This is a genomic window from Enterococcus lactis, assembly GCF_015751045.1.
GTDB lineage: Bacteria > Bacillota > Bacilli > Lactobacillales > Enterococcaceae > Enterococcus_B > Enterococcus_B lactis.
Genome location: NZ_BNJW01000001.1, coordinates 184,653 through 207,284 on the forward strand (window position 1 = coordinate 184,653; position 22,632 = coordinate 207,284).

Annotated in this window: 18 protein-coding genes and 1 other annotated feature; of the genes, 3 read left to right on the forward strand and 15 right to left on the reverse strand. The window is 39.7% G+C overall.

Annotation, left to right across the window (positions count from 1 at the left end):
• Positions 1-9 precede the first annotated feature (9 nt).
• From infB to rpsB, 14 genes are all read right to left on the reverse strand, one after another.
• The gene (gene infB, locus KFO35_RS00900; protein ID WP_002314813.1) at positions 10-2,310 is read right to left on the reverse strand and encodes a translation initiation factor IF-2; all 2,301 of its coding nucleotides are present in this window, start codon (positions 2,308-2,310) and stop codon (positions 10-12) included.
• Positions 2,311-2,322: 12 nt separating this feature from the next.
• Positions 2,323-2,634: a YlxQ-related RNA-binding protein gene (locus KFO35_RS00905; RefSeq protein ID WP_002314812.1), complete on the reverse strand. Its 312-nt coding sequence runs from the start codon at positions 2,632-2,634 to the stop codon at positions 2,323-2,325.
• Positions 2,631-2,924 (reverse strand): RNase P modulator RnpM, encoded by a 294-nt coding sequence (rnpM, locus tag KFO35_RS00910; RefSeq protein WP_002288501.1) that lies wholly within the window; start codon positions 2,922-2,924, stop codon positions 2,631-2,633. The genes KFO35_RS00905 and rnpM overlap by 4 nt, the downstream gene beginning before the upstream one ends.
• A gap of 21 nt (positions 2,925-2,945) precedes the next feature.
• Positions 2,946-4,121, reverse strand: coding sequence for a transcription termination factor NusA (nusA, locus tag KFO35_RS00915; RefSeq protein ID WP_002314811.1), 1,176 nt, complete (start codon positions 4,119-4,121; stop codon positions 2,946-2,948).
• Positions 4,122-4,143: 22 nt separating this feature from the next.
• Complete coding sequence (rimP, locus tag KFO35_RS00920; RefSeq protein WP_002308902.1) at positions 4,144-4,617, reverse strand: ribosome maturation factor RimP; 474 nt, start codon at positions 4,615-4,617, stop codon at positions 4,144-4,146.
• 143 nt (positions 4,618-4,760) lie between these two features.
• Positions 4,761-9,113: a PolC-type DNA polymerase III gene (locus KFO35_RS00925; protein ID WP_156271830.1), complete on the reverse strand. Its 4,353-nt coding sequence runs from the start codon at positions 9,111-9,113 to the stop codon at positions 4,761-4,763.
• A gap of 211 nt (positions 9,114-9,324) precedes the next feature.
• Positions 9,325-11,034 carry a proline--tRNA ligase gene (locus KFO35_RS00930; RefSeq protein ID WP_002314809.1) on the reverse strand — a complete coding sequence of 570 codons (1,710 nt, stop codon included), beginning with the start codon at positions 11,032-11,034 and terminating at the stop codon, positions 9,325-9,327.
• 67 nt (positions 11,035-11,101) lie between these two features.
• Positions 11,102-12,370: an RIP metalloprotease RseP gene (gene rseP / locus KFO35_RS00935; protein WP_002314808.1), complete on the reverse strand. Its 1,269-nt coding sequence runs from the start codon at positions 12,368-12,370 to the stop codon at positions 11,102-11,104.
• A 160-nt stretch (positions 12,371-12,530) separates the two neighbouring features.
• Positions 12,531-13,331, reverse strand: a complete 801-nt coding sequence (locus KFO35_RS00940; RefSeq protein WP_002308898.1) for a phosphatidate cytidylyltransferase — start codon at positions 13,329-13,331, stop codon at positions 12,531-12,533.
• Positions 13,328-14,140 carry an undecaprenyl pyrophosphate synthase gene (gene uppS / locus KFO35_RS00945; protein ID WP_002314807.1) on the reverse strand — a complete coding sequence of 271 codons (813 nt, stop codon included), beginning with the start codon at positions 14,138-14,140 and terminating at the stop codon, positions 13,328-13,330. Before uppS ends, KFO35_RS00940 begins: the two co-directional genes overlap by 4 nt.
• Before the next feature lie 194 nt (positions 14,141-14,334).
• Positions 14,335-14,892, reverse strand: a complete 558-nt coding sequence (frr, locus tag KFO35_RS00950; protein ID WP_156271832.1) for a ribosome recycling factor — start codon at positions 14,890-14,892, stop codon at positions 14,335-14,337.
• A 2-nt stretch (positions 14,893-14,894) separates the two neighbouring features.
• Positions 14,895-15,617, reverse strand: a complete 723-nt coding sequence (pyrH, locus tag KFO35_RS00955) for a UMP kinase (RefSeq protein WP_002293877.1) — start codon at positions 15,615-15,617, stop codon at positions 14,895-14,897.
• A 135-nt stretch (positions 15,618-15,752) separates the two neighbouring features.
• A complete protein-coding gene (gene tsf, locus KFO35_RS00960) occupies positions 15,753-16,634 on the reverse strand; it encodes a translation elongation factor Ts (protein WP_002293878.1) in 882 nt (293 codons plus the stop codon).
• Positions 16,635-16,731: 97 nt separating this feature from the next.
• Positions 16,732-17,514 carry a 30S ribosomal protein S2 gene (rpsB, locus tag KFO35_RS00965; protein ID WP_002293880.1) on the reverse strand — a complete coding sequence of 261 codons (783 nt, stop codon included), beginning with the start codon at positions 17,512-17,514 and terminating at the stop codon, positions 16,732-16,734.
• Between the two features lie 358 nt (positions 17,515-17,872).
• Between rpsB and KFO35_RS00970 the strand changes: the two genes are divergently transcribed.
• The 3 genes from KFO35_RS00970 (at position 17,873) to phnX (ending at position 20,441) form a co-directional block, all read left to right on the forward strand.
• Positions 17,873-18,352 (forward strand): arginine repressor, encoded by a 480-nt coding sequence (locus KFO35_RS00970; RefSeq protein ID WP_002316352.1) that lies wholly within the window; start codon positions 17,873-17,875, stop codon positions 18,350-18,352.
• Positions 18,353-18,571: 219 nt separating this feature from the next.
• A complete protein-coding gene (gene phnW, locus KFO35_RS00975; RefSeq protein WP_050397138.1) occupies positions 18,572-19,663 on the forward strand; it encodes a 2-aminoethylphosphonate--pyruvate transaminase in 1,092 nt (363 codons plus the stop codon).
• The gene (phnX, locus tag KFO35_RS00980) at positions 19,656-20,441 is read left to right on the forward strand and encodes a phosphonoacetaldehyde hydrolase (RefSeq protein ID WP_070704984.1); all 786 of its coding nucleotides are present in this window, start codon (positions 19,656-19,658) and stop codon (positions 20,439-20,441) included. The genes phnW and phnX overlap by 8 nt, the downstream gene beginning before the upstream one ends.
• Positions 20,442-20,619: 178 nt before the next feature.
• On the opposite strand, the gene argS is transcribed toward phnX, so the two are convergent.
• Positions 20,620-22,311 (reverse strand): arginine--tRNA ligase, encoded by a 1,692-nt coding sequence (gene argS / locus KFO35_RS00985; protein ID WP_002308891.1) that lies wholly within the window; start codon positions 22,309-22,311, stop codon positions 20,620-20,622.
• A gap of 76 nt (positions 22,312-22,387) precedes the next feature.
• Positions 22,388-22,586: a binding site (T-box leader), on the reverse strand.
• Between the last annotated feature and the right edge of the window lie 46 nt (positions 22,587-22,632).

Here is a 22,632-nt window from a genome sequence, read left to right on the forward strand (position 1 = left end):
TATCAGTTTTTAGTCATTTTTGACTTCTTCCATGATAAATCCTTCAATTACGTCATCTACTTTGATGTCATTGAATTTTTCAATCATAGCACCGCATTCATAGCCCATTTTGACTTCTTTTACGTCATCTTTGAAACGTTTCAAACTTGCCAATTGGCCTTCGTAGATAACGATACCGTCACGAATCACACGGACACCGCTGTCTCTGCGGATATAGCCTTCTGTTACATAAGCACCAGCGATCGTGCCGACTTTGGATACTTTGAATGTTTCACGTACAATCATTTGACCAGTGATTTTTTCTTCAAATTCAGGATCTAGCATTCCTTTCATCGCTGTTTCGATTTCATCAATAGCTTTGTAAATGATACGGTGTAAACGAATGTCTACTTCTTCAGCTTCTGCTTGCGCTTTTGCTTGAGGTGTAGGACGGACGTTAAATCCAATGATGATTGCATTACTTGCTGCTGCAAGTGTTACGTCACTTTCATTGATTGCACCTACCGCTGAATGGACGATTTTCACACGTACGCCTTCAACTTCGATTTTTTTCAGCGAGGCAGCTAATGCTTCTGCTGAACCTTGAACGTCGGCTTTGATAATGACGTTAACTTCTTTCAACTCGCCTTCTTTCAAGCTTTCAAACAAGTTGTCCAAGGTTACACGGCTGCTTGCAGCACGGTTTTCCAATAATGCACGTTTTGCGCGTTCTTCACCCGCTGCACGTGCTGTCTTTTCGTCTTCGAAGACTACGAAACGGTCACCTGCTTGAGGTACATCATTCAAGCCAGTGATTTCTACTGGCGTTGCAGGTCCTGCTTCTTTATCGCGACGGCCAAGATCGTTTGTCATTACACGGACACGTCCGTAAGTATTACCGACAACGATTGGGTCACCCACATGAAGTGTTCCTTCTTGGACAAGTAAGGTTGACACAGGACCTTTACCTTTATCAAGACGTGCTTCGATCACTGTTCCGATTGCGCGTTGTGTTGGATCTGCTTTTAAATCTTCTACTTCTGCGACTAACAGGATCATTTCCAGCAATTCTTCGATGTTTTGGCCGAATTTCGCTGAGATCTCAACAAAGATCGTTTCGCCACCCCATGCTTCAGGAATTAACTCATACTCACTTAATTCTTGCATAACATGTTGAGGGTTTGCACCTGGTTTATCAATTTTGTTTACAGCGACGATAATTGGAACGCCTGCTGCTTTGGCATGGTTGATTGCTTCAACGGTTTGCGGCATGACACCGTCATCTGCAGCGACAACTAAAATCGTGATATCTGTGATACTTGCTCCACGTGCACGCATACTTGTAAAGGCCGCATGTCCTGGTGTATCCAAGAAAGTGATTGGTTTGCCATCAATATCAATCTGATAGGCACCGATATGCTGTGTGATTCCGCCGGCTTCGCCGCTTGTTACACGTGAATGGCGCAATGTATCCAATAAGGTTGTTTTCCCGTGGTCTACGTGTCCCATAATCGTTACTACTGGCGGACGTGAGACTAATTTGTCTGGATCAACTTCTTCTGACTCGAAGAATTTATCGATATCTGCAATATCAACTTGGACTTTTTCTTGTGGTTCCATACCATAGTCCGTGGCTAACAGTTCAATCGTATCTTTATCCAGTGCTTGGTTTTGATTGACCATGACGCCAAGCATAAATAATTTTTTAATGATTTCTGCTGGCTCACGATGAATTTTTTTCGCGATGTCTGCTACGTTCATGCCTTCAGTATACTCTAATACATCTGGCAATTCACGGAATTTGCGTGGTGGTACAGCTGGCTTAGTTGATTGTTGCTGTTTGCCTTTTTTACCCTTTTTATTATAACGATTACGGTTGTTATTATTAAATTTGCCGCGATTGTTATTGTTTGGTTTGTTGTTGGTACGGTTTTGATTGCCGCCTTGGCTCGTTCCTGGACGATTTTGACTGCTAGTATTCCCCGTATTATTTTGGTTTGTTGTTGGTTTTTTTCCTTGATTCACTTGACCGCTCCCTTGACCGCGATCTTGATAACTGCGGTTATTTTTATTTTTTTGTTGATTATTTGTTGCTTCTTTTTTACGTTGATCGTTCGGCTGTTGATTGGCTGGTTTTCTGCTTGCTTGTTGTGCAGCTTGTTGTTTCGTGCTTGGGTTTTTGAACGCTTGTTGCAATTTCTTCTCATCACTGCTAGTAATCGCACCCATATGGTTTTTCACATCGATGCCAAGTTGTTGTGCTTTTTCCACGACATCTTTACTAGATTTTTTGAGTTCTTTTGCTAATTCATAGATTCTTTTATTGCCCATGCAATCACCTTCCTAACCTTCAATTAGCTCCTTGGTCTTCTTCGCAAATCCGGCATCCATTATTCCGAATACCTTGCGAGGTTTTCCGATCATCTGCGTGATTTCTGCTTCAGAAAATAGCTCAAAGCAAGGAACTTCATAGTATGAACTCTTATCTTTTATCTTTTTTCTTGTATTCTCACTTGCATCTGTTGCCACAAACACCAATTTTGCTTTTTGTTTGCGGATTTCAGCAATGGTCAGTTCTTCGCCCGTGATCAGTTTTCCCGCGCGCATCGCCAGACCCATGAGATTCATGGCTTTTTGCCGATTGACTGTGTTCATTTTCCAAATAACTCTTTACGTGCTTTTTGGTGAGTGACATAGTCAAGTAGTTCTTGATAAAACTCATCTGTTAAAGTTGTTTCGAGTACTCGATCGAGAATTTTTTTATCCCAAGCTTGTTGTACTTCTTCCGGCTCAAGTGAGACATACGCTCCTCGTCCAGGCATTTTTCCAGTTGGATCGATCGATACTTCCCCTTCTTTTGAACGGGTGATTCGGACCATCTCTTTTTTAGGTTTCATTTCACCTGAAACCACAGATTTGCGTAAAGGAATTTTCCTTTGTTTCATCTCTTTGCCTCCTTACTAAAGTTAAGCTTCTGGTTTTTCTTCGACCGTTTCATTATTGAACGCAATTGCTTCATACTCATCGTCTGTCAAATCTGACTGAACGATTGCTTCGTCATGCAATTCTTCTGTTTCGTTTTGTTGTTCTTGTTTTTCATAAAATTCCGCCATATCAGATTCTGATTTGATATCGATTTTATGGTTAGTCAATTTAGCAGCTAAACGTGCGTTTTGTCCACGTTTACCGATTGCTAACGATAATTGATAGTCTGGAACGACAACTGTGCAAGCTTTAGGATTGGTTTCATCAAAAATCACATCCATGACTTGTGCAGGATTCAATGCATTTGCAATGAATACAGCTGGATCTTCATTCCATTCAACGATATCCATGTTTTCACCTTTTAATTCATTGACGATTGCTTGGACACGTTGTCCTTTTGGTCCAACACATGTACCGACTGCGTCAATGTTCTGATCGTTTGAACGGACAGCTACTTTTGATCGATCGCCGGCTTCACGAGCAATGCTGACGATTTCAACGATTCCATCATAAACTTCTGGGACTTCTTGCTCAAATAAGCGACGCAATAGATCCGGATGGCTGCGGCTAACAAATACTTGCGGACCTTTAGACGTATTTTCTACTCGAGAAACATAGACTTTGATACGATCGTGAGGTTGGTAAAATTCGTTTGGCATTTGATCTTGTTTAGAAAGAACTGCTTCTATTTTGCCAAGGTTGACATAAATATAACGTTTATCCTGACGTTCAACGATTCCTTGCATGATGTCTTTTTCATAAGCACTGAATTCGTTATAAATGATCGTTCTTTCTGCTTCACGTACACGCTGCAAGATAACTTGTTTAGCTGTTTGCGCAGCGATCCGCCCAAAATCTTTTGGTGTGACTTCAAAACGGATCGTATCACCGATCTCATATGCTGGATTAATCAAAAGTGCATCTTTCAATGAGACTTCCAACTGTGAATCCATCACTTCTTCCGTTACTTCTTTTACTGCATAGACATGGATCTTTCCTTTTATCTGATCAAATTCCACTTCGACATTTTGTGCTTGGCCATAGTGGCGTTTGTATGCAGAAACCAATGCTGCTTCTAAAGCATCGATCACGATTTCTTTTGAGATCCCTTTTTCAGCTTCTAAAGCGTCTAACGCATTTAACATTTCTTTACTCATTTTTTCTGATTCCTCTCCGTGATTAAAATTGGATAGCTAAGCGAGCTTTTGCAATATTTTTTCGGTCAAAAGTCAATTCTTTTTCTCGTGTTTTTATGCGTATTTTCAATGTAAGCTGTTCAGCATCAAATGATTGAAGAAATCCTTCGTATTGTTTTTCGCCATCTACTGGTTGGTATAAGGAGACATGGACATAATCGCCAAGTGCCTTTTCATAGTCGCTTTCTTTTTTCAATGGCCGCTCTGCTCCAGGGGAGGATACCTCCAGGAAATAAGCTTGAGGAATCGGATCTGGATCTGCTGCATCAAGTTTTTCGCTCAGTTTCTCACTGACAAAGGCACATTCTTCGATATCGATTCCGCCTTCTTTGTCAATAAATACTCGTAAGAACCAGCTTTTTCCTTCTTTTACAAATTCGACTTCGACAAGTTCAAAATGTTGTTCATCTAAAATCGGTGTCACCATTTCCGTGACTGTTTCAACGACGCTACTCAAAAGTTTCGCCTCCTTAAAAATTAAGTGCGTAATTCCATTAAAAAGAGTGAGCGAAAAATCCGCTCACTCACAGTTAGTATCATTACCTATAAAAACTATACCATACTCTGCTTAAAATTACAAGCAGACAAGATAACAGATGCTTATAACATATCGAATAACGATAATTGGTTTTCGTCTGGTAAATCCTTCAATACACCATTATCGTTCATATATTCGATCAATGTTTTTGAAACTTTCCCGCGAGTAGCAAGATCTTCTTTAGATAAAAATGGACCATCTTTTCTTGCCTCAACGATTTGTTTTGCTACATTGGTTCCCAAACTAGGGACAGCTCTAAATGGCGCAATCAACGTATCTCCTTCGATAACAAAATTAACTGCATCCGATTTGTACAGATCGATCATCCCAAATTTGTATCCTCGTTCTAACATTTCATTGGCTAACTCTAGCACGGTCAGCTGATTTTTTTCTTTTACGGAAGCATCTAGCCCTTTGTCCGTGATTTCTTTCATTGCTTGCTTCACAGCATCTTTTCCTTTGCACATGGAGACTAGATCAAAATCATCTGCACGTACAGAAAAGTATGCACAGTAATACAAAATAGGGAAATATACTTTGAAATAAGCAACACGAAGAGCCATCAATACATAAGCTGCAGCATGGGCTTTCGGAAACATATACTTGATCTTCGAACAAGAGTCGATATACCAATCAGGCACATTATTTTCTTTCATCGCGGATAGATAGGTTTCTCTCAATTCATCAGGAATCTTGTTCCATTGTCCTTTACGAACAGTTTCCATGATCTTAAATGCCATCCCGCTGTCTAATCCAGCATGAATCAAATAAACCATGATATCATCACGACAGCCGATTACTTCCGCCAATGTCGCATCCCCACGTCGAATCAATTCTTCGGCATTTCCTAACCATACATCTGTACCATGAGATAGTCCGGATATTTGAAGTAGTTCTGCAAAAGTTGTAGGATGTGTTTCTTCTAACATTCCTCGAACAAAACGAGTGCCGAATTCTGGAATACCTAATGTTCCTGTTTTAGAATAAATCTGTTCCTGGGTTACCCCTAGTACTTCAGGGCCAGCAAATATCCGCATCACTTCCGGGTCATCTGTGGGAATCGTTTGTGGATCAATCCCTGATAAATCTTGAAGCATCCGTATAACAGTTGGGTCATCGTGTCCTAGAATATCCAATTTCAATACATTATCGTGAATTGAGTGGAAATCAAAATGGGTCGTTTTCCATTCCGAATTTTGATCGTCTGCTGGATATTGGATCGGCGTAAAATCGTAGACATCCATATAATCTGGAATAACGATGATCCCCCCAGGATGCTGACCAGTTGTCCGTTTGACTCCTGTTGCACCCTTTGCCAATCTGTCGACTTCTGCACTTCGAAACTGCAGATTATTGTCCCTTTCATAACCTTTTACATACCCATATGCTGTTTTATCGGCGACTGTACCAATCGTTCCGGCACGGTAAACATAGTCTTCACCAAACAATACTTTCGTATAGTTATGTGCTTCTGCTTGATAATCACCTGAGAAGTTCAAATCAATATCGGGCACTTTGTCTCCATGGAATCCTAAAAATGTCTCAAATGGGATATCATGACCATCTTTATTTAAGCGTGCACCACATTTTGGACATTGTTTTTCTGGCATATCAAATCCAGAACCGTATGTGCCATCTTCAAAGAACTCGGAATATTGGCACTCTGGACAGTAATAATGGGGAGCTAAAGGATTCACTTCAGTGATCCCAGTCATCGTTGCAACAAAGCTAGAGCCAACAGAGCCACGTGAACCTACTAGATAGCCATCTTCATTACTTTTATGCACAAGTTTTTGGGCGATCAGATAAATAACCGAGAAGCCATTACCATTAATAGAATTCAACTCTTTTTCTAATCGTTTTTGGATAATTTCAGGTAACGGATCTCCGTACATTTGTTTTGCTTTTGTGTAACTCAATTCTGATATCTCATCTTCTGAACCTGGAATCTTCGGTGTATAAAGCTCATCTTTGACTGGAATCACTTCTTCGCAGATATCTGCGATTTTATTCGTATTATCCACTACGATCTCTTTTGCTGTTTCTTCCCCCAAAAAGTGAAAAGCGGTGAGCATCTCATCGGTTGTTCGGAAATGGACATCTGGCAAACTATGACGATTCAACGGATTCGCTCCGCCCATAGAATTGATCAAAATTTTTCGGTAAATGGCATCTTCTTCGTTGAGATAATGAACGTTGCCTGTTGCAACAACGATTTTATCCAAACTTTTTCCGATTTCTACTAAGTTTTGGATAATTTCTTCCAAATCATGTTCATTTTTTACCAATTCTTGCTCGATCAAAGGTGCATAGACTGCTTTTGGCATAACTTCAATATAATCGTAGAATTTTGCTCTGTTTCTTGCCTCTTCTACCCCTTTTTGCATCATGGCTTCGAAGATTTCTCCCTTATCACAAGCTGAGCCGATCAATAGATTTTCCCGCATCTTTTTCAATTGGGAGCGTGGTATTCGCGGGACACGTTCGAAGTATTCGACATTCGACATTGAAATCAGTTTGAACAAATCTTTCAGTCCTGCCTGATTCTTTGCTAAAATCGTTACATGGAAAGGTCGGGCTCGTTTGTAAGAATCTCCTTCTCCGATATGCTCATTTAGCTGATCATGATAAAGCATGTGATGATTGTCCATTGCCTCTTTCACAAAGATCCAAGCTAAATGACCTGTTGCTTCAGCATCATAGATTGCTCGGTGATGCTGTTCCAAGCTGACACCAAATTTTTTGGATAACACACCTAATCCGAAACGTTTGAATTGCGGATATAGATATCTGGCTAATTCTAAGGTATCAATAACTGGATTGGCTGCTTCAGGAATGCCATATCTTGCGTAGCTAGTATTCAAGAATCCCATATCAAAAGCCGCGTTGTGGGCTACCAGAATTGTACCTTTTGAAAATTCAAGGAACATCCGCAAGACTTCTTCTTCTGACTTCGATCCTCGAACCATTTCATCTGTAATACCTGTCAAATCCACCGTTGTTCGGGATAAAGGATGTCCTGGATCGATAAATTCATCAAAGCTTTCGATCACATTTCCTTTGTACATTTTGACTGCAGCGAGCTCGATAATGGTATCGTATACCGCAGACAATCCTGTCGTTTCCACGTCAAATACGACATATGTGGCTTCGTTCAATGCTTCATGCGCATCATTATAAGCAATAGGTACACCATCATCTACGACATTCGCTTCCACACCGTATAAGATTTTCACGCCTGCTTTTTTCCCGGCACTATGAGCTTCTGGAAAGGCTTGTGCGCCACCATGGTCTGTAATGGCGATGGCACGGTGTCCCCATTTTCCTGCTTGTGCCACCAGATCAGAAATGCTATTCGTTGCATCCATCGTACTCATATTGCTGTGAACATGAAGTTCTACCCGTTTTTCCCCTTCAGGAGCATAATCTTTACGAGGGGTATGTTTGACTTCAACGATATCTTGGGCATTCATGACCAAATCACGGACAAACGTATCTTCTTGGATACTTCCACGTACCTTTAGCCAACTGCCGACACTGATCGCATCAAATATCTGTTCATCTTTTTCGCCATTTGAGAATTTTTTGACGATAAATGATGAAGTATAATCTGTGATTTTCAAAGTCAAGATCTTGCGTTTTGAGCGTAGTTCTCTGACTTCTTTATCGAACACATACCCTTCAAGAGTGACTCGCCGTTCTTCTTCGACGATATTGATCATTGGTGTTGTGGGCTCATCTGCTGGAATATTTCGTCCTAGCTGGATGGGTCCTTCAAGAGCTGGTGACTGTTCTTTTCTTTCTTTTTTCTTTTGCTCATGAACAACTAGACTTTCAGCTGCTTGCTTCATAAAGGCTTCTGCCTGTTCTTGTTTACGTTCTTCAAAAAGTTTCAATACACGTTCCGCTTGCTGCTCATCCACTTCTGGTTCGATACGAAATTTCGGGAATCCGTAACTGACGAACAACTCTTCTACTAACGGTAAGTATTGCTGTTTCAAATATGAAATAGCCCCTGTACTGTCGATTGGCAAGATGACTTTACGATCTTTTATCACAGGTACTTGCGTTTTCACTACTTGCTGTGCTAGTGGTGTATCGCATTGCTGATTTTCCAAAGCTTGGGCCCAGTAATCTTGCAAGAGCTGTTCATCGAATGTCTGGTCATCTGCTAAGATGTTCAATTTGACTTGTGCAATCTCTTTAAAAGCGACAGTCAGATGCTGAGCCAATGACCGATACAGCATAATAGGCAAAATTTTAGAAAAATGCAGCGTAAATTCCCATAAACGCGATTTACGATGGACCACTACACTATCCATTTCACCAGCAGTAAGCAGTGGATGATTTTTTTCTGCTTCCTCTAGTTGGATTTGTTCCAACAGTTTTTCAAATAAATCTCGTTTTTCTGACAAAGATATACGCCCTTTCTGATGAGAAACTATGCAATTGATTACATCGTATCCTCTTCTTTTTCAGTACCTTTTAGTATACTCGTTTTTTCTGAGTTTTACATTAAAAAATTGGAACTGTGATTCACATCACAGTTCCAATTTTAAAAGCGAAACATCAGGTTGTCAAAAACAGCTGATCCAGCTATTTTACTTTTCTGTGTTTTAACGCTTATTATTCGCCTTGGTTCAAGAGGATTGGTAAAGTATTCGCCAATTCTTCTTTACGTACTTCAACCATTTCGCCAGTTTTCTTGATTTTCACTTCTACGATTCCATCCACTGCTTTTTTACCGACAGTAATTCTGATTGGACAGCCAATCAAATCAGAATCCGCGAATTTCACTCCTGCGCGTTCATTTCTGTCATCAACCAGTACTTCATAGCCAGCTTTTGTCATCGCTTCTTCTAGTTCATTCGTCAAGTTTGTTTGGTATTCGTCTTTTAGATTCATTTGGACGATATGCAGATCAAATGGCGCAATTCCTTTTGGCCAATTGATTCCTTGTTCATCTGAATGTTGTTCTACGATTGCTGATAATAAACGGCTCACACCGATACCATAACAGCCCATAATCACAAATTTTTCCCGTCCGTTTTCGTCTAGAACGGTTGCTCCCATAGATTCACTGTAACGAGTGCCAATTTTGAAGATATGTCCGATTTCGATTCCTCGTGTAAAGGCAAGAACACCGTTGTTGTCTGGTGAAGGATCGCCTTCTTGTACAAAACGAAGATCTTCATAAGAAAGCACAGTGAAATCGCGTTCTGGATTCACATTTTTATAGTGGAATCCTGTTTCGTTCGCTCCAGTAATGGCATTCGCTAAATCTTGGACATAACGGTCTGCGTATACTTTTACGTCATCTGAAACACCGATTGGTCCGACAGAACCAAACTCAGCACCTAGATATTTTTGTGCTTCTTCTTCCGTCGCTTCTTCTAAAAAGTCAGCAGATAGATAGTTTTTCAGTTTTACGTCATTGACTTCATGGTCTCCGCGTACCAAAACAAGGACAGGTTGTTCATCCGCAATGAACAATACAGACTTGATAATTTTTTGAGGTTCAACAGAAAAGAAATCTGCTACTTCATCAATTGATTTTACGTTAGGTGTAGCTACTTTCTCTAATTCAAGCTGTGTTTCATGCGATTTTTTTGATACATAGTAGCTTGTAGCCATCTCCAAGTTTGCAGCATAATCACTTTCAGTCGAATAACAGATCGTATCCTCCCCAATCTCTGAGATCGCCATGAATTCCTTTGAGTCTTTTCCGCCCATTGCGCCACCGTCTCCGATGATCGAACGAAATTCCAAACCGCAACGCTTGAAGACTTCGGTATAGGCTTTTTCATAATCTTTATATGTTTCGTCTAAACTTTCTTCTGTTGCATGGAAAGAATACGCATCTTTCATGATAAACTCACGTCCGCGAAGCAAACCAAAACGAGGACGTTTTTCGTCACGATACTTAGGTTGGATTTGATAAAGATTCAAAGGTAATTTCTTATACGAATTGATTTCATTACGCATCAAATCAGTGAAAGTTTCTTCGTGAGTTGGTCCAAGAATCATTTTTCGATCATTACGGTCCTTGAAACGATACAAGTTTGGGCCATATGTTTCATAACGTCCTGACTCTTCCCAAAGTTCTGCTGGTAAGATGGCAGGCATCAGCATCTCTACCGCACCGATTTTTTCAAATTCTTCCCGCATGATACGTTTCAGCTTTTCTAACACACGATTTGCTAATGGCAGATAAGAATAGATACCCGCTGATACTTGACGGATATATCCAGCTCTTAGCAAGATTTGATGACTTAATACTTCTGCATCATTTGGAACTTCACGTAATGTTGGAATCAACATTTTTGATTGTCTCATTCTATATACTCCTTTATTTCCTCAAAATAGTTATCGTTTGTTATTATACCCTATTTGTCAACTTTTTCTAGAAAAAGAATCGTTGAATATCGTTCCATGTAACTAGCACCATCAACAACATTAAAAATCCAAAGCCAGCTAATGTCAATATTCCTTCTTTTTCTTGACTTAATGGTTTCCCACGAATCCCTTCAAAAATATTCAACACTAATTTCCCACCATCTAAGGCAGGGATTGGAAGCAGATTGACGATTCCCAGGTTCATTGAAAGAAGCGCCATCAAACCAATAACAGTTGTTACACCTTGGTTTGCTGCTTCTGAAGACAATTGGTACATCATAACAGGTCCGCCTAATTTATCTAAACTAAAACCTGTAAACAGTGATCCTAAGGCTTTGAAAATTTCCAATGAACCGCTAAAAGCTTGACGTGTTCCGCCGATGATCTTATCCATAAAACCTGTATTCATTGGGGCTTGTATGCCAAGTTGGCCAACTTTTTCGCCATTTGACTCTACAGATTTCGGTGTCACTTCGACAGATTGCATCTTACCTTCTCGTTCGATCTCAAAATCTAATGTTTTACCTGGATTTTTCGTGATGACTGTTGTCAAATCGTTCCAAGAGTGGATTTCTTTACCGTCCACACTAACTACCTTATCATTTTCTTTTAAGCCTGCTTCTGCCGCAGCACCATTAGGGATAATCTCTCCTACACGATTAGTATTTGTCACTTGAACACCGCCTTGCATGAATGCAAGAATAATGAATAACACGATTGCCAAGATAAAGTTATTCATCGGACCGGCAAAATTGGTCAGCATACGCTGCCACAGTTTAGCCGATTGGAACTGTACATCTTTTGGTGCAATTCTGATTTCTGTTCCGTCGGTTTCAATAATCGTCGCATCGTGATCGACAGGATAGGTCACTACTTCTGTTTCATCCCCATTCACATAACCAGTGATAGTCAGCTCATCTTCTAAATCATAACGGCTCAATTCCATCGGGATAGCATTTGTCAATTGGATTTTCTTACTTAAATTTATCTTCTCTACGATGCCGTCAGAATTTAGTAAAAGAGAAAGAGGCATACCTGGTGCCATTTCTGTTTCATCATCCCCATTGCCTGCCATTCGAACATAACCGCCAATAGGTAATAGGCGAAGCGTATATGTTGTCCCGTCTTTTGCTTGATGCCCATAAATTTTCGGACCCATACCGATAGCAAATTCGCGAACGAGGATTCCTGATCGTTTCGCAAAGAAGAAATGACCAAACTCATGAACAATCACTAATATACCAAAAACAATGATAAATGTTAGTATCGTTTTCATAGCTTTTTTCTCCTTTACTTGTTTTTTGTGTGTTTTTTTAAACAACGTTAAAACACTATAATTTTACCATAGTATACCTAAGACACCAATAGTATCAATAAAATGAGAAACAAAAACCTGCGTCTTTTATGAAAATCACAAAGAAACGCAGGTATACTTACTAAATAATGCCAAATAAATGCATGATAGGGAATACAAACAGCAAGCTATCGAAACGGTCTAAGATTCCTCCGTGGCCCGGTAAGATATTTCCTGAGTCTTTCACATCATAATGGCGTTTGATTGCTGATTCGACCAAATCGCCAAATTGTCCGACTGCCGAAAAAATAATCGTCATCAGAAGCATGACAAACATACCATGATTGAATAGTTCTTTTGCTGGGTATAGCAATAAATAAAGAAATGCGACTACAACAGCACTTCCGATCCCGCCTAGCGCACCTTCAATCGTTTTGTTCGGTGAAATATCCGGACTTAACTTGTGTTGTCCATAACGACGGCCAACCATATAAGCACCAATATCAGTTGCCCAAACAATAAACAGACCAAAAATCAAAACAGCTAAACTTTCTGTTCGTGCATTGACGAAATTCTGGAAGCCTATTCCTACATACAAACTGACAAGTACTGGGAAACCTGCTTCATCAATCGTATACGTATTTTTAGAAATAACTGACGTCCCTAAAAGGATCATAACGATAAGATAAAATAGCATAAATGTACTGACGTTCTCTGGAAGAAAGAAGAACCATCTTTCTTTTGGCAAGACAAGGAGCACTGCACCAATAGCGGATAAAACTCCTTCAAAACTTAGGAGAGTCAATCCTTTCATCCGGAAAAGCTCATAAACTCCTACCACAGCTAAGACTGCTGCGGTAAGCTCAACCGCTATGCCCCCAATCCATATAATCGGAATAAACAAGACAAGCGCCACGGCTGCTGTGATTACGCGTTGTTTCATGACTGATCCCCTTTCTCATTTTCTGTTTTTTTTACACCGCCGAATCGACGATCTCGATTTTGATAAGAGGCAATTGCTTCTTCAAGATGCGCACCGTCAAAATCAGGCCAAAGTGCTTTTGTAAAATACAATTCACTATATGCAATCTGCCATAACAGAAAATTACTGATCCGCTCTTCTCCGCTTGTACGGATCATCAACTCAGGATCTTGTAATTCTTTGGGCAAGAAACCTGTCATTAGATGGTTGGCAATCACTTCATCATCGATTTCTTCTGCCTGTATTTCTCCCTTTGCTACTTCTTCAGCAATGTTTTGGACTGCAGTCACGATTTCTGCTCTGCTTCCGTAATTCAAAGCAAAGTTTAACACCATTCCGGTATTGTCTTTTGTTTGCTCAATTGCACGTTTTACAGCGTCTTGCGTATGTTCTGGTAACACGTTCTCATACCCCATGACATGGACTTTGACGTTTTCTTTGATCAATTCTGGTACGAACGTATCAAAAAAGTCGACAGGTAGTTGCATGAGAAAACTTACTTCATCTTTTGGTCGCTTCCAGTTTTCAGTCGAAAAAGCATAAAGCGTCAATACTTTCACTCCAAGCCTTGATGCTTTCTTTGTAACTTTCTTTACTGTTTCCATACCTTCTTTATGACCAGCGACTCTTGGCAAACGCCGGTTTTGCGCCCAACGACCATTGCCGTCCATGATGATGGCAACGTGTTGAGGAATTGGTCCATCGGCATTAAATTGAAATTCGCTTTTTTCTTGAATATATTTGTTTTTTTGCGGAAAAAAACGTAACATTCTTTTTCCTCCTATACTTAAAAGATTCCCACTATCTTAAGTATTATAGCAATATCTAAACGTTTTTCCTATGAAATCATTGTTTTTTTATTTAAAAACTGAATAATTTTTTCTTTTTTTAATCTTTAAATAAAAGAAACATAAATAAAAACAGAGGAAGCGGAATGATCCGCCCCTCTGTTTTTATGGTTTTATTAAACTTCCAATAATTCTTTTTCTTTATCAGCAGCGATCTTATCTACTTCTTTAATGCTGTTATCTGTCAATGTTTGTACGTCTTTTTCTAGTCCGCGCAAATCATCTTCGGTAATGTCACCATTTTTTTGTTGTTTTTTATATTCGTCGATCGCATCACGACGGATGTTACGAATCGCGATTTTTGCATTTTCTGCTTCTTTTTTCACATCTTTAGCTAATTCTTTTCTGCGTTCTTCTGTCAGTTGCGGGATAACCAAACGAATAACATTTCCATCATTGGTAGGACTGATTCCGATATCACTTGCCATAATAGCTTTTTCAACATCTTGAAGAATGCTCTTGTCAAAAGGCGTGATCATTAAAACACGTGCTTCTGGGATTTGGATTGACGCCATTTGGTTCAATGGAGTTGGTGCACCGTAATAATTCACAGTGATTCGATCCAAAAGGCTAGCATTCGCGCGGCCTGCGCGGATTTGCCCAAGTTCACGTTGAAGATTTTGTGCTGCTTTTTTCATTTTTTCTTTTGCTTCTATCATAATTGCATCTGCCATTTTTATTTCCCCCTTACAGTCGTTCCGATATTTTCGCCTAAGATTGCCCGGCGAATATTTCCGTGTTCATTTAAATTGAAGACAAGCAATGGAATGTCATTATCCATGCTTAGTGAACTTGCAGTTGAATCCATGACTTGTAATCCTTTAGCAATCACTTCCAGATGAGTCAGTTCTTCAAATTTCACTGCATTTGCATCTACTTTCGGATCAGCAGAATAAACACCGTCTACATTGTTTTTAGCCATCAGGATAACATCTGCGCCGATTTCTGCTGCGCGTAATGCTGCCGTTGTATCTGTCGAGAAGTACGGGTTGCCGGTACCGCCCGCAAAAATAACAATCCGTCCTTTTTCTAAATGACGTTCTGCTTTACGGCGAATGTATGGCTCTGCGATTTGACGCATTTCAATCGAAGTTTGCACGCGTGTCGGTACACCCACGTTTTCCAACGTATCCTGTAAAGCTAAGGCATTCATAACTGTAGCTAACATACCCATGTAATCAGCTTGAGCGCGTTCCATACCCATTTGTGCTCCGATTTGTCCGCGCCAGATATTTCCGCCGCCCACAACGATTGCCATTTCAACGCCCAGTTCGTGAACTTCTTTGATTTCTTGGATGATTTCTTTGATTACTGGTGGTTTGATTCCAAATCCTGCATCCCCAGCTAAAGCTTCTCCACTCAATTTTAAGACTACACGCTGATATTTCGGTGTGACCATGTTCATTCCTCCAATATTTTCTATTGCCATTTTACCATACTTAGATGATTTCGACACGCTAAGCCTGGTTTTTCTTGTTTTGCTTAAAAAAAGGGAGCGCACAAAGCGTGCGTTCCCGTCTGTCATTCAACAGAATTATTTTTTCACTTGGCTCATAACTTCTTCTACAAAGTTATCTTCGCGTTTTTCGATACCTTCGCCAACTTCGAAACGTACGAATGTTTTAACAGTTGCGCCTTTTGAAGCAACGTATTTTTCAACAGTCATATCAGGATCTTTAACGAATGGTTGGTCAACCAAAGCGATTTCTGCTTTGAATTTCTTCAAGCGTCCTTCTACCATTTTTTCAACGATATTCGCTGGTTTGCCTTCATTCAATGCTTGTTCTGTAAGAACAGTTTTTTCATGTTCTAATTCAGCTTCTGGAATTTGTGATTCGTTTACATAGCGAGGATTGATAGCTGCTACGTGCATAGCTACGTCTCTTGCAACTGTTTCATCTGTTGTTCCGTCTAGAACAGTCAATACAGCAATACGTCCACCCATATGCAAGTATCCGCCAAATGCAGCATTGTCGTCTTTTTCTACAACTTCAAAGCGACGGAAGCTGATTTTTTCTCCGATAACTTGAGTTGCTTCGATCAAGTCAGATTCAATCGTTCCTTTATCTGTTTTGATTTTCATTGCAGCTTCCATGTCTGCTGGTTTATTTTCAGCAACAAGTTCTGCGATTTCTTTTACTAAGTCTTGGAACATTTCATTTTTAGATACAAAGTCTGTTTCTGAGTTTACTTCAACGATTGCTGCAGTGTTACCTTTCACAGCAACTGAAGCTAATCCTTCAGCGGCAATGCGGTCATTTTTCTTTGCAGCCTTTGCCATCCCTTTTTCACGTAAAAGATCAACTGCTTTTTCCATATCGCCTTCTACTTCAACTAATGCTTTTTTCGCATCCATCATTCCTACGCCAGTCATTTCGCGTAGTTCTTTTACCATTTTAGCTGTAACGTCTGCCATGTTTAACTCCTCCTGTGTGTGTTCTTTTTAAAAAAAGCTGCTTCAAAGGAGAGTGAGGCTTGTCGCCCAGCCTTTGAAACAGCTCCATCATTCAAAATTATTCTGCTGAAGAATTGTCGCCTTCAACAACATCTACGATTTCTTCGATTGATGTTGCTGTGTTTTCTTCTGTGAAATCTTCTTCAACTACTTGATCTTCACCTTGGTTTCCTTCGATGAAAGCATCAGCCATTTTTGAAGTAATCAATTTAACAGCACGAATTGCATCGTCGTTTGAAGGGATTACTACGTCGATTTCATCTGGATCGCAGTTTGTATCAACCATAGCTACGATTGGGATATTTAATTTGTGTGCTTCTTGAACAGCAATACGTTCTTTACGTGGGTCAACGATGTACATTACATCTGGGATTCTTGGCATATCAGCGATACCGCCTAAGAATTTTTCAAGACGTTCGCGTTCTTTGTTCAAACCAGCAACTTCTTTTTTAGGTAGAACTTCAAAAGTTCCATCTTCTTCCATTGCATTGATTTGTTTCAAACGGCTGATACGTTTTTGGATAGTATCCCAGTTTGTCAATGTTCCGCCTAACCAACGATGGTTAACGAAGTATTGTCCTGCACGAGTTGCTTCTTCTTTGATTGCTTCTTGTGCTTGTTTTTTTGTACCTACGAATAATGCTACGCCGCCTTCTTCAGCAACGCTCTTCATGTAATCATAAGCTGCATCTACTAATTTAACTGTTTTTTGTAAGTCAATGATGTAGATTCCGTTTCTTTCTGTGAAGATATATTTCTTCATTTTTGGGTTCCAGCGACGAGTTTGGTGACCAAAGTGTACGCCGGCTTCTAGTAATTGTTTCATAGAAATTACTGCCATGTTTGTTTCCTCCGATTTGGTTTTATTTTCCCTCTTCTTATCTTCTACCTTGCCGGCAAACTTTTTCAAGCACCTACCGACAATCCAATAAGAATGTGGATTTGCTGATGCATAAAGCACCCTCAGCTATTATACAGACAAAAGATCCGTATCGCAAGAGCAAATGTACTTTTCTGCTCAACATTCAATAGTTTACCTGAAAGACAAAAAGAATTCAAGAAAAACAGTAGATTTCTCTTTGTTTCTTTATTCTCTTTTTTCCATAAAATAATTTTAGATATAAAAGACGAATATTATTGGGCAATCCTTCTTTTTTTTGTTATGATACATGTGAAATCTTTCGTAAAGGAGAAAGAAAATGCGCAAAGCTCAAAGACATTTGCTGATTAAACAAGTCATTGAAGAATTCCCGATCCGTACGCAAGAAGAACTATTAAACAAACTTGGGCATTATGGCGTTACCGCAACGCAAGCAACGATTTCTCGAGATATACGTGATCTGAAAATCGTGAAAGCACCTGATGAAAACGGTATTTCCCGCTTTGTGTTGTTTCGCGAAAAAGGTACTCCTGATACTAAGACTGAAGAAGAGGATCGGCTGATTCAAATGATTGAAGACATTGTGTTGAAAGTCGAACGAGTCCACTTTTTGACAATCGTTAATACCTTGCCAGACAATGCTCATTTATTTGCATCTGTTTTAGATGAGATCAAGCCTCCTCCTATCGTCAGTACGATTGCTGGATTTGATACGATCATGATCATCTCAGAAAATGAGGAGGATGCAAAACGAGTAGAAGAATTTCTTCACCATCCGACTGAAGTATCACTTTTTTAATCAGAACACGTGTTCCTAATAAGGAATGCGTGTTTTTTTATTTTCAATATTTTCCTTGTTAAATAAACCTTTACACTCTTTACAAAAATACATCAGTTTTTATTTAAACTTTTCATAACTTTGATTAAATCACAATACTCATCATTTATATTGGATGTTAGCAAGAGCAGAGTCTTGCTCTTTGTGTATGTCAATAAAAAAGAAATGAAAGGAAATCGCATGTATAAATTATTAACGCCTGGACCATTAACGACTTCTGAAACAGTGAAAAAAGCGATGCTGACCGATCATTGTACCTGGGATCAAGAATACAAAGAGATGACACAATGGATAAGAAAAAAATTGCTGGAGCTTGCTCAAGTACCGGAAGAACTATACACAACGGTCTTGATGCAAGGCAGCGGCTCCTTTGGGGTAGAATCTGTTTTAAGTTCTGTGATCAGACCAGAAGATACTTTACTGATTTGTTCAAATGGCGCATACGGTCAACGAATGATTGCCATGTGCAAATGTCTGCAACTAAACTATGCAGTTTATGAAGTACCTGAACACCAAATCCCCCAAGCATATATGATTACACAGTTGATTGAAGAGAATCCGTCTATCTCCGCACTTGCAATGGTCCATAGCGAGACTACTTCCGGTATTTTAAATGATTTGGAAGAAATTGCTGCTGTCACACAGGAAAGAGATCTTTTGTTCATAGTAGATGCGATGTCTAGCTTTGGTGGGATACCGATTCATGTAGCGGAACTAGGGATCGATTTTTTGATTTCTAGCTCAAATAAATGTATTCAAGGTGTTCCAGGTTTTTCTTTTGTACTTGCTAATAAAGTGGAACTAGAAAAGCGAAAAAATGCGAGTCGAAGTTTGTCACTTGATTTGTATGACCAGTACCGCGTGATGGAAAACGAGAATGGCAAATGGCGTTTCACTTCCCCTACTCATACGGTTTTGGCTTTTCAACAGGCATTAAAGGAACTAGAGCTAGAAGGAGGGATTGAAACTCGATATTCACGTTATCTCGCCAATAATCATGTGCTACGACAAAAAATGACAGAGATGGGGTTCCAGCCTTTCATCCAAGAGTATCAGGGGCCATTCATTACCTCTTTTCTTTACCCTAAAGACTGGCGATTTGATTTCAATCATTTCTATCAGCATTTAAAACAAAACGGATTTGTGATCTATCCTGGGAAAATCAGCGATCATGAATGTTTTCGTATCGGTAATATTGGCGAGATTTATCCAGAAGACATTTTAGAACTGACAGCAATTATCAAAGACTATAAGGAGAACATTAATGATTAAAACTGTAATTTTTGATTGGGCAGGAACAACTGTGGACTTTGGCTGTATGGCTCCTGTCCACGCTTTTAGAAATGCTTTTCTAGAAAAAGGGATCCAACTGACTGACAAAGAGATCCGCGAACCGATGGGAAAATTAAAATGGGATCATATCCAACAGCTTCTTTCCCTCCCTTCTGTCAAAGAACAATGGATAGCGATTCAAGGACAACTACCTCAGGAAAAAGAGGTGGAGGAATTGTATCAGCAATTTGAACATTATCTGTTTAAAGATTTGGCCCAACATTCTACCTTGAAACCCGACACATTGGAAACGATCGAACAGTTGAGAAGCGCTGGGATCAATATTGGTTCCACGACTGGATTTACTGCTCCTATGATGGCAATCGTAGCAGAAACCGCAAAAAAAGAAGGCTATTCACCAGACTTCATGGCAACTTCTGAAGACGTCGAAGGATATGGACGACCATTTCCTTATATGATTCATAAAAATATACAATATTTCAAAAACAAGTCAGTTGATGAAGTAATCAAAGTCGGAGATACGGTCTCAGATATCCAAGAAGGGAAAAATGCTGGGGTGTTTACAGTAGGTGTGATTGAAGGTAGTTCGCTGATGGGACTTTCATATGATGCATACCAACAAATAGAGATGGAGGAAAAAGATCGCTTAAAACAGTCTGTTGCACTTAGATTCCAACAAGCTGGTGCTGATCTTTGCGTAAATAACTTGAAGGAGTTAACAGAGTACATTTTGTGCGCTGACAAGAATCCAGAATGACTTTTATACAAAATAAGAGCTGTGACAAAAATATTGTCACAGCCCTTATTGCGAATAAACGGTGTTCTCCTGCCAACTCCTCGGTCACAAGTCACAATATCCAACAAACATGAGAAGCTGTTTTTTGAAATTGTTCCTTGTGACTCGGAGCTGAACACTGATTTCACATTCTTTTTTCTTACATCTTATCTGGTGCATGAAGTCCTAGCAAACGAAGATCTTCTTTCAATAATACAGTCACTGCATACACTAAAGCTAAGCGTGCTTCTTTTTGTTCATCGTCAGCTAAAATCTTCGTATGAGCATAGTATTTGTTGAATGCCTGTGCTAATTTGATTGCATGTTTCGCAATCACTGAAGGTTCATATTTTTCCCCAGCGGATAAGACTGTTTCAGGATATTTTTGAACCAATTTGACTACTTCCCAGCTGATATCGTCATTCAACGCATAGTCTGCTGTTTCTGAAGGGACGAATCCTGCTTTTTCCAACAGACTGACTGCACGAGCATGTGTATATTGCACATAAGGTCCAGTTTCTCCTTCAAAACGAACAACTTCTTCTAAGTTGAAGTCAAATGTATTGAGACGATCGTTTTTCAAATCATGGAAGATGACTGCCCCAACCCCTACTTGTTTAGCTACAACATCTTTGTTTTCTAAATCAGGGTTTTTCTCGCTGATCTGCTCTTTAGCAGATTGGATTGCTTCATTCAATACTTCTTCTAGTAAGACGATTTTTCCTTTACGAGTTGATAATTTTTTACCACCTTGTGTGATCAAACCAAATGGGATATGGTGCATGTCGTCAGACCAGTCAAAGCCCATTTCCTTCAAGACAGCTTTCAATTGTTTGAAATGATAACTTTGTTCATTCCCTACTACATATAGAGATTGTTTGAAGTCATAGGTACGTTTACGATACAATGCGGCAGCTAAGTCACGTGTGATGTATAGTGTCGCGCCATCTGATTTCTTGATTAATGCTGGATTCAAGTCGTAAGCAGAAAGGTCAACGATCTCCGCACCTTTATCTTCGTTCAGCAAATGTTTTTCTTCTAAAAGTTCGACGATTTCATCCATTTTGTCATTATAGAAAGCTTCACCGTTCAATGAATCAAACTGTACTTCCAGTAGATCATAGATTTTGTTGAATTCTTTCATCGATTCATCACGGAACCATTGCCACAATTGGATAGCTTCTTCATCGCCTTCTTCTAGACGTTTGAACCAAGCACGAGCTTCTTCATTTAATTCCGGTTCTGTTTCAGCTACTTCATGGAATTGGACATACAAACGAAGCAGTTCATTGATTGGCTCTGCTTTGACCGCTTCTTCTGAACCCCATTTTTTGTAAGCAACAATCAGTTTTCCGAATTGCGTGCCCCAGTCACCTAAATGATTGATGCGGATTGGCTGGTATCCGATTTTTTCCATAATGAAGCCAATCGAATTACCGATAACTGTCGAACGTAAATGTCCCATTGAGATTGGTTTTGCAATATTTGGAGAAGACATATCGATCGGTACGGTTCCTTGATTCCCGATATTGCTGTCCCCATAATGTTCTTTTTCTTTCACTACTGTTTGCAAAACTTTTTTGCTGATAAGTTCTTTATTCATGAAAAAGTTCAAGTAAGGTCCAACCACTTCGATTTTTTCAAAGTTGGCAGAGTCGATTTTTTCTGCTAAATCTGCAGCGATTTGCTGTGGCGCTTTTCGGTAAACTTTTGCTAATGAAAAGGCTGGAAATGCCACATCCCCGTGTTCGGCTGATTTTGGATTTTCTAGTAATTGTTCGACTTGTTCAAGTGTCAAATCGTCTTTGACAACGTCATAGACGGCTTTAGCGACAAGATCTTTATTATTCATCTTTATTCCTCCTAAAATACTCTCTTATTTGTTCAACAAAAAAAATCTCTAATGACGACATACTTAGTATGCCATCATTAGAGACGAGATTTCCCGCGGTACCACTCCAATTGTCCTAAAAAAAGGACCAGCTCCATCTGATATCGGTAGACGACCGTCTGTTTAAAACAGAATTCTCCAAGTGCGCTTCGTTGTATCTCCTTCATTCGGCTTCCACCACTTCCGAATTCGCTAGCCAAGAATGATACAAGTACTCTCTTGTTCAACAAATCTTAATCTTATTAAACTTTCTTGAATTATATCAGAAAAAAAAACGAAAGG